This is a genomic window from Aerococcus urinae (genome assembly GCF_001543175.1).
GTDB classification, from domain to species: domain Bacteria; phylum Bacillota; class Bacilli; order Lactobacillales; family Aerococcaceae; genus Aerococcus; species Aerococcus urinae.
Window position 1 is genome coordinate 965726 of record NZ_CP014161.1, and the last position, 13828, is coordinate 979553.

Annotated in this window: 14 protein-coding genes; 4 read left to right on the forward strand and 10 right to left on the reverse strand. The window is 39.5% G+C overall.

What is annotated here, in order from left to right:
* Positions 1-7: 7 nt before the first annotated feature.
* The 6 genes from AWM73_RS04470 to AWM73_RS04495 form a co-directional block, all read right to left on the reverse strand.
* Complete coding sequence (locus tag AWM73_RS04470; RefSeq protein ID WP_060778261.1) at positions 8-733, reverse strand: DUF5058 family protein; 726 nt, start codon at positions 731-733, stop codon at positions 8-10.
* A gap of 35 nt (positions 734-768) precedes the next feature.
* Entirely contained in the window at positions 769-1929 is a 1161-nt protein-coding gene (locus AWM73_RS04475; protein ID WP_076340216.1) for an ArgE/DapE family deacylase, read from the reverse strand.
* A 193-nt stretch (positions 1930-2122) separates the two neighbouring features.
* Positions 2123-2593, reverse strand: a complete 471-nt coding sequence (locus AWM73_RS04480) for a superoxide dismutase family protein (protein WP_013669735.1) — start codon at positions 2591-2593, stop codon at positions 2123-2125.
* A 75-nt stretch (positions 2594-2668) separates the two neighbouring features.
* A complete protein-coding gene (locus AWM73_RS04485; RefSeq protein ID WP_060778262.1) occupies positions 2669-3133 on the reverse strand; it encodes a glycerol-3-phosphate dehydrogenase/oxidase in 465 nt (154 codons plus the stop codon).
* 21 nt (positions 3134-3154) lie between these two features.
* Entirely contained in the window at positions 3155-4714 is a 1560-nt protein-coding gene (locus AWM73_RS04490) for a vWA domain-containing protein (RefSeq protein WP_060778263.1), read from the reverse strand.
* A 41-nt stretch (positions 4715-4755) separates the two neighbouring features.
* On the reverse strand, positions 4756-5964 hold the full coding sequence (locus AWM73_RS04495; RefSeq protein WP_060778264.1) for an ATP-binding protein: 1209 nt from the start codon (positions 5962-5964) through the stop codon (positions 4756-4758).
* A gap of 177 nt (positions 5965-6141) precedes the next feature.
* Here AWM73_RS04495 and AWM73_RS04500 point away from each other — a divergent pair, with 177 nt between their 5' ends.
* Positions 6142-6963, forward strand: a complete 822-nt coding sequence (locus AWM73_RS04500; protein ID WP_060778265.1) for an HAD family hydrolase — start codon at positions 6142-6144, stop codon at positions 6961-6963.
* 67 nt (positions 6964-7030) lie between these two features.
* The gene (locus tag AWM73_RS04505) at positions 7031-7903 is read left to right on the forward strand and encodes a fructosamine kinase family protein (RefSeq protein ID WP_060778266.1); all 873 of its coding nucleotides are present in this window, start codon (positions 7031-7033) and stop codon (positions 7901-7903) included.
* A gap of 4 nt (positions 7904-7907) precedes the next feature.
* Here AWM73_RS04505 and AWM73_RS04510 read toward each other — a convergent pair whose 3' ends face one another.
* A complete protein-coding gene (locus tag AWM73_RS04510; RefSeq protein ID WP_060778267.1) occupies positions 7908-8270 on the reverse strand; it encodes a YbaN family protein in 363 nt (120 codons plus the stop codon).
* A gap of 231 nt (positions 8271-8501) precedes the next feature.
* On the opposite strand from AWM73_RS04510, the gene AWM73_RS04515 reads away from it, so the two are divergent.
* Both AWM73_RS04515 and AWM73_RS04520 read left to right on the forward strand, forming a co-directional pair.
* Entirely contained in the window at positions 8502-9053 is a 552-nt protein-coding gene (locus tag AWM73_RS04515; RefSeq protein WP_060778268.1) for an NADPH-dependent FMN reductase, read from the forward strand.
* A gap of 91 nt (positions 9054-9144) precedes the next feature.
* Positions 9145-9783, forward strand: a complete 639-nt coding sequence (locus AWM73_RS04520; RefSeq protein ID WP_060778269.1) for an MBL fold metallo-hydrolase — start codon at positions 9145-9147, stop codon at positions 9781-9783.
* A gap of 63 nt (positions 9784-9846) precedes the next feature.
* Here the strand turns inward: AWM73_RS04520 and pip are convergent, their stop codons facing one another.
* The 3 genes from pip to AWM73_RS04535 form a co-directional block, all read right to left on the reverse strand.
* Positions 9847-10785 carry a prolyl aminopeptidase gene (pip, locus tag AWM73_RS04525; RefSeq protein WP_060778270.1) on the reverse strand — a complete coding sequence of 313 codons (939 nt, stop codon included), beginning with the start codon at positions 10783-10785 and terminating at the stop codon, positions 9847-9849.
* A 218-nt stretch (positions 10786-11003) separates the two neighbouring features.
* Positions 11004-13151, reverse strand: a complete 2148-nt coding sequence (locus AWM73_RS04530; protein WP_060778271.1) for a PTS transporter subunit IIABC — start codon at positions 13149-13151, stop codon at positions 11004-11006.
* A 181-nt stretch (positions 13152-13332) separates the two neighbouring features.
* The gene (locus AWM73_RS04535) at positions 13333-13776 is read right to left on the reverse strand and encodes a hypothetical protein (RefSeq protein ID WP_060778272.1); all 444 of its coding nucleotides are present in this window, start codon (positions 13774-13776) and stop codon (positions 13333-13335) included.
* Positions 13777-13828 lie beyond the last annotated feature (52 nt).

Genomic DNA, 13828 nt, shown 5'->3' on the forward strand with positions numbered 1-13828 from the left:
AAACTCCTTAAAATATTTGTGCTTGTAGGATGACGGCTCCCATCCCTACTATCAAAGCAATGGGTAGGGAATAATCTTTTAGGCTAGTCCAGCCAAAGCGCTTAGCTAAGAAATCGATGATTAAAGTCGTCAGCCCGGCAGCTAAGAAAGCCACTAGGGATGAGATATTTTCCGTATTAAATACATAAGGTGTCGATAAGGTAATTAACATTGCTGTAAATAAAGCGCCAGATACTAAAGCGACCATGTTAGTATTATGACTCTCTTCCTTAGCCTTTTGGGAGACTTGGTCTAGTTTGTCCATAAAGAGAATGTTAAATAGTATCCCCCATATGATTCCAATTGTCATCACAAACATGATAATGATGAAGACTTCTGGGGTTAAGTTAGGGTCTGAAATATCAGTAAGTCCCTGACTTTGAGCAGCTATATTAGCAGCCATTCCCTCATAGCCGGCTGAACCAACAATCGATAGTCGCAGCCAAGGAAAGTATTTCCCTAAAGGCACAGATAAGGCTAGCATCATTACAATAATCGGCAGGGAAGGAACGACAGACAACATGGCACTATTGGTCATCGCCCTTTTTAAAGTTTTCTTGGTCATTCCCAATTCTAGTCCTCGATTATAGGCTTTCTTGATAAACAAGATAGCCTGAACGCTAACAATTAAAATGACAATAGCACAGAGGAAGAAAACGATTGAGCTATTAGCAATTTCTAAGTAGTGATTCATAGGCAGTCCTCTTTCATTTAGCTTAGATGGGTATTTTATTTAAGATAGTTTAGGGCTGTTTCTTTATAGATATCAACGAAAGATAAGAATTTATCTAATTCAACATATTCATTTTCTTGGTGAGCAACTGAGGGTTCTCCTGGTCCATAAACCGCTAAATCATAGTCTTTACCAATTTGACCGAAGTTAGAAGCATCTGTTGCTCCTCCAGTAACGGTAAGCTCTAACCCATGATTGACACTGGATTGGATAGCTTTTATTAGATCGTTATCTTCTGTTGAGGTTGCTGGTGGATTATTTTGGAGAAGATTTAATTCTAAATATCCCTCAGTCTTAGCGTTTAGCTCTTCGATACTGTCATTAATTATCGATAAAACTAACTCATTGTCCGCTTCGGGAACGGTCCGGGTATTGGCTTTCATCTTTACTAAGCCAGCCACACTATTGATTTGGGTTCCGCCTTCGATCACTGTATTGACATTGAGGGTTTTTCCTAGGTCAGTATTATATGCGGATTTTGTATTAAAGCTTTCATCAAAGCGCTGATTGCTTAAGTTGATATAATCCACCATTAATTGCAAGGCATCAATGCCCACTTCTGGCATAGAAGAGTGAACAGTTTTCCCATGAGCAATAATTTCATATTGGATGGATCCCTTATGGGCATATACCACTGACTCACTGCCTGAAGGTTCTGCAATTAAAAAGCCATCAGCATCATCTAAATAACCTGATTCGACTAATTGTTTCGACCCATACATGCCGATTTCTTCACCAACCGTTAGTGCTAAGCGTAGGCAACCTTTAAAATTAGCACCGGCTTCCTTTAATTCAATGGCGGCCAAGACCAAGTCAACCAATCCAGACTTCATGTCTGAAGTCCCCCGGCCGTAGATTTTCCCATCATGAATTTCTCCAGCAAAAGGTGGATAAGTCCAGTCATTATGGTCGCCTGCAGATACGACATCAAAATGTCCTGAATAGACCAAGACCTTTCCTTCTCTACCTTCACTACCATAGATATTAGCAATAAGCGAAGAACGCCCAGTTTGGTATTCAATAATCTCACTCTCAATACCATACTTTGCTAGTAAGCGGCTAAAATATTCAGCAACTTCTGCCTCCTGATCATTTTCGCTTTCAATAGCTAACACGTCGCGTAAAATTTGTAATTTTTCCTCATCCGTAAACAGCATAAGAATGCCTCCTTTATTATGTTACAAATTCTCATTCAAAATTCTTTATTTTTTTTAATAATACCATAAAAAGGAAAAATTGGTTAGATATTCTTACATAAAAAATAGTTTAAAATGAATAAAATCTAGCTAAAAATAAAAAGAGCTCATGGCCTAACCATGAGCTCACAGTGTCTATAACCTACTTAATCGCTTATTTAGCTGGGAAGATAACGCCACCTAATTGACGACCACCAGCATCCCCTGTAGGTTGGGAAATATAGTCATCTGCACCAGTGTGAACAATTAGGGCTGTCCCGTTGCCTTCATTATGAAGAGAATATTTAGCATCCTCTTTTAGAGAAAGGCCTTCAATTTCGTAGACTCCTTTAAAGTCACCACTAGCTGGTACTTCAATGTTTGGTAAGTCACCTAAGTGAGGACCATTTTCTGATTTTTTACCATGGTCAACACCTGTTGGGTTGAAGTGACTTTTTGCATCAGCAAATTCTTCTTCTGGAGATGCAGCACCATATTCGTGAATGTGCATTGCAAATTCACCTTCTGGTAAACCGTGAAAATCTACAGTAACTTTTACCTTACCGTCGCCTTCTTCAAAAGTAGCGGTACCTGAATCTTCACCTTTTTGATTAAGCATGTTAACAACAACTTTTTCATCTGACATATGCAAAACTCCTTTCCTCTTTAACTATTATCATCATATCATTTTTATTTGATAAAGAACAAATAATATGCTTTGCTACCACTCTTGACTGGAAAGATAACGCTGGCGTTTATTTTCCAGTTCAGGGATATTTTCTGCCATAAAATGATTCCAAAGTTTTTTATTGTTACCGTGCCGGGCAATGATATTATTATCTGGCTTATTTTCACTATTCCTGCTTGCTTCCATACGAACTTGGTAGTCATCCCACACCACTTCGAGAAATTGGTCCAGGTTTTCCAGAGTAACTTCATTATTTAGGCGATAATTATTGGCTTGACGTATCAGAGTCTCTTTTTGCCGGTCACTTTCAAATCCAGCTAAATAGCCATGAATAACCATGTAGAAGGCAATTTCATCGCTAATCCCTTTAAAATTGAAAGCAATACTAATCCCTGCCTGAGCTAGCTCATCATAATTAATAGTTTTTACGAGGTCTAGGTACTGACCAAATTGGCTTTTTAAGATCAGTTGTTTTTTTTGACTTGCTCCTAATGACAAAGTTTTTTCTCCCCTTTATAACTAGCTATGACGCTTTTGCTTAATTATCCGGTGATTATATTTTTCATCTTGGCGTAAGTATAATAATTTTCCCCCGCTATCGGTAGATAGTGGCGAGGGCTCCTTAGGGTCAGCTGTTGTCAGCACCCAGTACATGTTTTGATAACCGTAACGCTCAAAACCGTCATCGCCGTAACCATCAGTAAAATAGACAGATACTGAATTTCTATCATTAAACCCATTTTCATGTAACCATTCAAAAGCTGGTGCAAAACTGGTTCCTCCCCGACCCTCAAATTGGAACTGGTCGACATTACTTTGATCCAGTTTTTTAACACCGACCACCTGGGTATCTACTTGGACCACCCAAATATCAGTCCCTAAAGTTTTATTAATATTAGCAAGCTCTGCTAAGCTGTATGCTAAGGCCTCAGCATTTTGCGAAGCACTGGTATCAATGAAGGCCACTAATTGGGCAGCAGTATCTAAAGTCCTTCCCGGTAGGTCGATTCGATAAGGTTGGCGGCGATTGACCCGGTTTTTGGAATAGCGATAAGGAATTGGTGCTTGACCCAAACCGCGCATGATAATGTCCTTCCAATTCAGAGAACGTTGCTTAAAGAGAACTTGAACTTTTTCTTTAATATTACCACTGAGATGTTGGCGCATTTCTTCATCCATATTTTCATAAGCCTTACGTACAATACCGTTGATAATTTTTCGGTGTAAGTCATTATTCTTACTTTGGGGAATAACAGGCTGCATGGAATGATTTTTCTTCATTTCATCATTTAATTGCTCTGCCGATTCAATCCGCAATTCCCGAGCTTTTTCGGGGTCAAAATTTTTGCTGAGTTGACTATAGGTATCATTCATATCCCCACTGCCCTTCATCTTCTCAAAGGTTGACCATACCCGATCATGGCTATGGTGTTTGGGGTCATCGCGAGCAGCTTTCAGCTCTTGATAGTAATATAATGAACCCTGTTTCTCGTTAAGGGAATTTTTAGACAGCAATTGCTTCATACTATCTAAACTGGCGGCGTGGTCTGGGAGGTTATCGATGTATTGATTGACTTCAGTATCCATGGCCACACTCATCATTTTGCCATCCTCTTCATTGAGGAAGGCCCAGTCATAGTCAGTCAAATGATTAAAAATAATATGGTAACAAATTTGACGGATGCCAGCTAACATTTGTTTTGGACCCTGATAGTACATGAAAAAGAGCACTGGATTAACTGACAGCGTTAAGCTAGTCCCCTCAACGCTAACGTTAAGCGGTTTAGCCAGGTCCTCAGACATCCTGCGGTCCATCTGGAATAAAACTCCAGCAAAAAGAACGTCTCCAGCTCCCTGATAAGAACGATTTGCCATGAGTTTAGCGCATAAAAGACCAATAAATTCATCCATTAGCTGAGAAAATTTATCATAATCCTCCGACCAGCCAAAATTCATATAGGTGATGAAGGCATAATTTAGTTCACGAAAAAGCTGATTGATATCATCATAAAAAAGATCCGTCTTATGGCTTTTATCTACCTTTTCTTCCTGAATAGGTTGGCTCTGCATTCGATTCATCGCTCTCACCTCTTTTATTCCTTTTCTTAGTCCCAGAATTATTAGTTGGTGTCTTCTAAGTTTGATCCACTGGCCATAGTAATGGCATAGGCCTTATCAATAAAGCGTTTATCCTCACTGAGTCCTGCCCTTAATTCTTCCAAGGGACTTCCTGCTTCAGCTTGCATTAAGCGAGTGACTAGGGAATAGATTAGGTCGGGGTCAGCAAGTAAAAATAAATCAACATAGCGGCTAAGTAGATATTTATCCTTGATGAGCTCCTTATGATCCAATAGCGATTGCGTTAAGTCTTGAATAATTCTTTTCTTCCTAATCGCAGGCATTTTTAAAAAACGTTCTTTGATTGATTCAGGTAAGTCCGCACTATCTAAATTAATAATTTCTTTAGGACTAATGTAGTCTCCTTGGTGATTTTCTAGATAAGACAAGAAGACTTGCCCAGCCTCTTCACCAATACAGCCGTCGATCCCTTCAACTAAGAAGGCGAGTAAGTCATCATCTTTAATTTGTGTAGGATCAATTCCTATGGCTTCATAATCATAGAGCAAGTGGGATAAACGCTCATATGCACGAGGAGTTGGGTTTTTATCACGGGTTTCATCAATAACAATGAAATATTGACGCCCTTCTGCTTGAAGATAGTTCTTGACTAGCGGATGAATATTAGTCTGACCCGATTCATTCTCCTGGTCAGCAAAGCTTTCAATCCAATGGTCTAAATTAGCTCCCATCCGAATGCGCATGGTCCGGTCATTAATCGCTAAATCACGTGCACTGGTTGCATAAGCGTTGCCTTCAAAACCTTCTGTATCGCTAGAAGGGTTCTCTGCGGTAATAATAATGACATTATCGGGTAAGTGAATTCCCATCAGATGACGTTGTAATACCAAGTTCATGAGTTCGCTTTGAACCATGGCAATGGGACGGTTAAATTCATCTAAAAATAGGATCACCTTACGGTCAGGGTTTGCTCTGGCTTCATCAACTGCCCCTTGAATTTGGGGGTTGAGATAATATTCAATGCGGTCCTCTTTGGGGATAGGCATGGTTAAGTCTCCTGGTTGTAGTAAGGAACAGGTCATTTCATAAAACCCATAGCCCAAGTCTTGGGCTAAATTTTGTACCAGTTGCGTCTTACCGATCCCGCCGTGTCCAACAATATCTACTACAATATCTGATTCAGCTTCTAATAGTAATTTCATTCCTTTATAAACGGCTTGATAAGTTAGTCCTGGTGTACGATCGGCCATTTCAAAACCTCTTTCTTCATTAATCTCTAAGGGATATTATAGCTAAAAGCCCAGCTTATTCCTATTGATGTGTTTAGCGAAGTTAACTTAAAGTGACTAAGATTATTTTTTATGGGGGTTGTGTGCTAGAGTTAAGTTAAATGAGAATCTAAGTAAAATCATAAGAAAGGAAAAATTATGACTGAAAGCTTTAAAGAAATCAAATTAATTGCTAGTGATATGGACGGGACCCTCTTAAGTGACCAAGGCGAATTGCCTAAGGAACTAAAATCCTATGTGGATGACTTGCAGGACCAAGGGGTTATTTTTGGAATTGCTTCAGGGAAACCCTATTATGCCCTAGAAGCAGTCTTTAAAGATCGGATAAAAGAAATGGCCTTAGTCTGCTCTGGAGGGACCTTCGTTAGCTATGAAGAAGAGACTATTTATAATTCAACCATTAGCCAGTCAGCTTATAGGGAGCTGATTAGTTTAATTAAAGGGGCCTCTAAAGGAATCCCCGCTCTAATAGCTAATGATAAGGCTTATTTTGATAGCCAAGCGAAACCCTACTACAATGATTTTAGTGACTATGTAAAAATCGAATTTGTTGATGACTTAGGTCAAGTAGAAGCTGAAGTAAATAAAGTCACTGCCTATTTCCCTGACTATGACAATAAAGACTACCTCCAAGAGTATCAAGAGCAAATTTCCGCTCCTTACACCGTGATGCCTAGTGGCGCAAAGTGGATTGATATCACTATGGAAGGCCAATCAAAGGGTCACGGTTTAGATAAATTACTGGAAAAACTTAATTACTCCCCTAGTGAATTAGTCGTTATTGGCGATAGTGGGAATGATACGGAAATGCTCTCCTTAACCCCTCACTCCTTTGCCATGAAGAACGCAAGTGACCAGGTCAAATCTTACGCCAACTATACAACCAGCCAAAGCAACAATGATCAAGGCGTTCTTGAGGTCTATAAAAAGGTACTAGCTGCTAGGAAAGAAAGCAAGTAGTCCCCTTAAATATCTTATAGAGTATCAATTAATTTATGAATAAAGTAAAGCGAAAGGAGTCCTATTAATGACGAAAATCAACCGTCAATGGATCAGTCAATTACCAGTGAAGGACATTCAAAAACTTCATCCCGTTTCAGGTGGAGACGTCAACGATGCTTATCGCATCGATAGTAATAATGGCCCTTATTTTCTCTTGGTTCAAAAGAATACTCCGGCTTCCTTTTATGACAGTGAGGTTACTGGTCTTAAGGCCTTTGAAAAGACAGGTATCACTGCACCAAAAGTGATCAGTCAGGGGGAAATTAATGGTGACGCCTATCTTCTCTTGACTTATCTCGATGAAGGCTTTTCAGGAGACCAAAAGCGTTTGGCTGAATTAATCAGTAACTTACACCATGTCCACAACGACAATGGTCAATTTGGCTTTGAACTGGATTATCAAGGGGCGAGTTTGACTTTTTCAAATGCCTGGAGTTCCTCCTGGTCTGACTTTTTCATTAAACAAAGGCTAGACCCCCTCCATGATTATCTGATGGACCACCAACTATGGCAACAGGACGAAAGTGATGCCTACCAAGAAATTCGCGCCATCATTATAGATAGCTTGAGCCAGCATAAAAGTCACCCTTCCCTCCTACATGGCGACTTATGGTCAGGTAATTTTATGTTTTTAAGCGATGGTCGACCGGCTATCTTTGATCCTGCCCCTTTTTACGGCGATCGTGAGTTTGATATTGGGGTCTCCATGGTCTTTGGCGGTTTTAACCATGATTTTTATCAAACCTACCAAGCCCTTTACCCTATGGCAGCAGGCTATGAATTACGCTTAAACTTTTATCAGTTATATTTACTCATGCTTCACCTGGCTAAGTTTGGAAAGGTGTATTATGACAGTGTCGACGCCACTATGAAAAGAATAAAAGTAATGGCTAAATAGGCCTTTACTCTTTCTTAGTAGGCATTTTAAGAAATAACCATAACCCAAATATTATACCAATGGCAACAATTAGTAATCTTACAGGCTTAAGTGGGACAAAATAAATGGATATAGCCATCACGGTATAGGTAATGAGTATAATTTGTACTTTCTTTTTTAAAGGAATCCCACCACCATCTTCAAAATCTGCTCCATAATATTGGTAGATTTTTGTACTTTTCAGCCATTGATCAAAGCGCTTAGAGCTACGCGCAAAGGCCCAGGCTGCTAATAGCATGAATGGAGTTGTTGGTAATACAGGGATAAAGGTTCCCAAGGCACCTAGAGCGAAGGAAGTCCAACCTAAAATGAGATAAAAATAACGCATTCAACCAGCTCCTTTAAAATATAGGTTATATCTATAATAACAGTAAAAGAGCCTGAAGATAAGAAATAATCCATAACTATTATATTCTATTTATTTTCTCAATAGTGTAGACATTTTGCCAAATTCATTTTACAATGAATAAGAAAGCGTTTAATTTTTAATCACGCTAAATATCAAATAATCAAATTGTTAAACAGGAAATCCCTGGCTTAGCGAAAGGAGTTTTTTTAATTGAAAATTGTCGGTATTATTGGTAACAATGCTTCTAAGTCTCATAACCGTCTTTTAATTGAACATATGGCCAATAAATTCGGTGACGAAGTTGAATTTGAAGTTGCTGAAATTAATGAAATCCCTCTATTTAACGCAGATTACATGGGACAAGATGTTCCTGATGTGGTCAATGAATTAGCTGACAAAATTGAAGCTGCTGACGGCGTTGTTATTTCAACAGCTGAATATGACCACGCTATTACCGCCGCTCTTAAGAGTGTCATCGAATGGTTATCAAGTGTTCGTAAACCTTTCCAAAACAAACCTGTGATGATTGTGGGGGCTTCATTAGGTACCCTAGGTTCTGTTCGTGCCCAAGATAACTTACGTAACATTTTCACTTCTCCAGGTTTATATGCTAGAGTTTTCCCAGGTGCAGAATTTTTAATGGGACAAGCTGCTAACAAATTTGACGAAACCGGTCGCATGACTGATGAAGGGACAGATAAATTCTTAGACATGCTCTTCCATCAATTCCTTGATTTCGTTAAAGAACAACAAGAAGACTAATTGATCATTCACTTCTGTATGCCATAGCTGTTGGATTCCCAGCAACTATGGCTTTATTTTTATTTTTAGTATATATTCAGGAGGTCAACTTATGCTCAAAGTATCCCGAGTCGTTACTGAGGTCTTGGAAGCTAATACCTATCTAGTCTATAACGAGCAAAATAAAGAAGCCCTAATTATTGATCCCGGTTCTTCAGCGGGCAGAATTCGTTCTGAAATTCAAAAGCTACAACTAAAACCCCTAGCTGTCTTAATTACTCATGGTCATTGTGACCATATCGGTGCCCTAGACGATATCCGTCAATATTACCAAATTCCGGGCTATATTAATCAAGCTGAGGCGCCCTGGTTAAGTGATCCTATGTATAACATGAGTCCCTTTATTGGTTTAGGTCACTTGACTTTTCAAGCGGCAGATTCTTACTACCAAGATGACCAGGAGCAAAGTATAGGAAGCATTGGCTTTATCCCCATCCATACACCAGGTCATACTCAGGGAAGTACTTGTTTATTCTTTAATAACAGCGACCAGCCCTTTATGATGACTGGTGATACCCTCTTTAAAGGAACGATCGGTCGAACCGATTTTCCGGGTGGAGATACCCAAGCGATTATGCAAAGTATTCCCCGAAAAATGTTTACTTTACCAGACCAGACCCTGGTTTATCCAGGCCATTACGGGTCTTCTACCATTGCTGAAGAAAAATTAACAAATCCCTTTTTTAATTAAATAGAAAAGCACCCTTCAACGATCACTTATCCTTAAAGGTCATGTTGAGGAGTGCTTTTTATTTTATTGGGCTAATTGGTCCATAATCGCTACGATTGTTTTTAACATTTCAGGATCGTAAGGGCTATGACCACTGGCTTCTACCAGATGTAAATTCGATTTTGGACATGCTTGGTGGAGTTGATAGGCTGAATTTGGTGGGCAAATGACATCATACCGGCCTTGGACAATTTCCATCGGGATATCATTAAAGCGGTGAACATTATTTAAAATATAATTATCTTCTTCAAAAAACATATGATTTTCAAAGTAATGCGATTCTAAAACGGCTGTCGCTTCTTCACTTGGACTCAGTTGGTCTTCTTCGGGAAAATGAGGCAGTAGAGTCAACAAGGAAGATTCCCACTTGGTCCAATACCTACATGCCGCTTGATGAGCTTCTTTATCTCCCTGATGGATTTTTTGGTAATAAGCATGGACGCAATTTTTTTGCTCTTCATCACTCAAGAAAGACAGGTATTTTTCGTAAGCTTCGGGATAAAATTTAGCTGCCCCACCTTCATACAACCAATCAATCTCTTCTTGACGCCCTAGAAAGATCCCTCTTAGTATTAATTGTTCCACCCGTTCAGGATGTAAAATGGCGTAGACCAAAGCCAAGGTCGACCCATAAGACCCACCAAAAACAAACCAGTTGTCATAACCATAGTATTCACGGATCAGTTCCATATCGCGGACACTATCAAAAGGTGTATTATTCTCGGTAGATAAAAAAGGCTTACTCTTCCCTGTCCCTCGTTGGTCAAATAAAATAATATGATATTTTTCAGGGTCGAAAAATAAGCGGCAACTTGGAGTAATCTCACTCCCAGGACCTCCATGTAAAAAAATAACTGGTTGCCCTTTTGTGTTTCCACAGTCTTCGACATACAATTTATGCTGATCGTCCACTTGTAAGTAAAAGCTTTGATTAACTTCTGTATTTTGATAACCTGCTTCCATTGTCTAACCCCTTTCCTAATAACTGCACTAACTTTCTCTTTATAGTATACCCTAAAGCTTGTTTCGTCTATTAAAATAATTAAGTAAATTCATAAAGGAAGTAATGGTTTAGAACTTTTAAGGTAAACTCTGCCGAGCGATTAGTATATAAAAAGGCCTAGCAGTAGACGATTTGTTCCACTACTAGAACCTTTAGTTAAGTAATGCTAATTAACACACTATTCCTTATTTAATAAGGCTTCGCCGACCTTTTCGCCAGCTTTGACTTGTTTTTGGTCAAGAACATCGAAGCTATGAACCTTATCACTATTGGTTAAGACAACCATAATGTCACAAGCTTTACCTTTAGCTACGATACTTGCTAGGTCCATTTGAGCTAACGGATCCCCAGGTTTAACACTTTGTCCTTCTTCAACTTGAATATTAAAGCCTTCTCCCTTGAGTTCAACCGTGTCTAAACCCATGTGAACGAGGATTTCAAGCCCTTCATCACTTTGGATACCAAGGGCATGCTTAGTTGGAAAGATGTTTAAGATTTTCCCACTTACTGGCGCGACCACTTGGCCTTGACTAGGTTGGATAGCATAGCCGTCCCCCATCATCTTTTGAGAGAAGACCTCATCTTCAACCTTATCAATGCTAATGACCTCACCATCTGCAACCGCATAAAGTTCTACAGGGATACCATCTAAAATCGCTTGATTATTAACGACTTGAGCTGATTCCTTGGGATCTTCTGCTTGGTTTTCGTTCACGACTGTTGCCGCTGTTTTGGGGGCTTGGCCACTTTCGATGAATTCAGTGACTTGGGTCTTAATGGTTGACACTGTAGTTCCATAGATGACTTGGACACTATTACCACGGACCACAACGCCGGCTGCGCCAGTGGCTTGTAGGGCTTCCTTATTAACCTCATCACCGTTTTTGACCGTTACCCGTAGACGGGTGGCACAATTATCAACATCGACAAGGTTATCGGTACCACCCAAACCGCTAACAATTTGATAAGCTCTTTGATCATTTTCACTCAAGCCATTAAGCGCATTTTTGTTTCGGAATTCTTCTTTAGTATGTAATGAAGTATCTGCTTTTCTTCCTGGAGTATCCAAGTCAAATTTCTTTATAATCCAATGGAAGAGGAAGAAATAGACAATGGCGTAAATAATACCGATAATAACCACTGGAATCCAATGTGTTCTTGCATTGCCTGGCAAGACGCCGTAAAGAATAAAATCAATTAAACCTCCTGAGAAAGTTAGTCCAACCCCTACTCCGGCAATATGGACTAAGACAGTAGATAAAGCAAAGAGAACACAATGCACCCCAAAATAAAGTAAAGGAGACGCAAATAAAATAGTAAATTCAATCGGCTCCGTAATCCCCGTAACAATTGAGGTTAGGGATGCAGAAAATAATAGCCCCTTGACCATGGTCTTCTTATCTGATCTAGCGGCCCGGTACATGGCGTAGGCAGCAGCTGGTAAGGCAAAGATCATTTCTGGAAATTGGAAGGCAAAGAATCTAGCTGCATCGGGAGAAATAGCTTCTCCAGCCTTTAATTGGGCAAAAATAATATTTTGGGCGCCCACAACAGTGGTCCCATCAACGACAGCAGTCCCTCCTACAGCGGTTTGCCAAAATGGTAAATAAAAAATATGATGCAATCCAAATGGAATTAAGGCACGATAAATATAACCGTAAAGGAAGGTCCCTAAGTGGCCAGTATTAGCGATAACCTGACCGAGATTAGCAATTCCAGCAGCGAAATACGGCCAGATAAAAGATAAAATAAGTCCACTAAGAACTCCAGCAACTGCTGAAACAATTGGGACAAAATGAGTGCCGGCAAAAAATGACAAGGCATCAGGGAGTTCGATCTTGTAATAACGATTATGTAGCCAAGCCACTAGACAGCCAATAATAATCCCACCAAAGACACCGAGGTTCATGGTATGCTCAAAGCCAAGTAATGAAGTAATCAATCCTGGTATTTTTTCCAATTCTTCTAAACCACGGAGGTGGATGATGGAACTAGATAGTGAGGCGTACATCATAAAGTAGCCCACCACGGCTGATAAGGCTGCCACCCCTTTCTCGCTTTTAGCCAAACCTAAGGCAATGGATATAGCAAACAATAAACCTAGGTTATCAAAGACAACGGCTCCGCAGTCTCCTAAAACGCTTAAAATACTATGGAGCGGCATTCCCGGCGAAAGAATATTTTCTAAGTGATACATTTTCACAAATGTTTCACCTGTAAAAGAAGCTGATATACCTAGAAATAAACCAGCTAAGGGTAAAATTGAAATTGGTAACATAAAGGTTTTTCCTAAACGTTGCAAACTTTCAAAAAGTTTCTCTTTCATTGTTTTTTTCCTCCTTCTATCAATTTACAATTAAGAACACCCTAACTAGTTTAATCATAAAATTAAGCCTTTTCAATAACCCTTTTGTTATAAAGCGTTTCCAATACCCATATCTGGACAAAAAAAGAGAGTCAAGCTCCTTTTATGGAGATTTGACTCTCTTTTGCCTTTAACTAAAATTTTATTGACCTAATTTTTTGATGAGTTGTCCGCGTTCGTTATAGATATATTGGCGAGCCTTTTGGCTGTCATTCATAGCTACAATCAGGCGGTCACGATAAGGTTCGGCTAACTCATCAAAAAGATAATAATCGTCATCGACGTCATATTTGTTTCTTTCCGCCTCAATTTGACCGGGTTTCCTTAAAGTATAGGATTTTTTAGGCAGCTGGCCATCTAATTGTTCCTCCTCAATCCGATAGACATAATTATCATCTTCGTATTGGATTTCTAAAGCTCCGGTATTCGTGCGAACAGTTTGGACATTGTCATATTTGTCCTTTTGTAACTCCCACCAAGCTTTAATTCCTGCTAATGCTTCCTCTTCACTCGCAAAGGTCCCGTGTTCTTTACGGACGTCATCACGTTTGTTTTCCCAGTACACGGTATAAACGGTTTGTGACATGATATCGCTTCCTTTCCTATCGTCGTTTCTATTTAGTGTAATCGAAATCCCT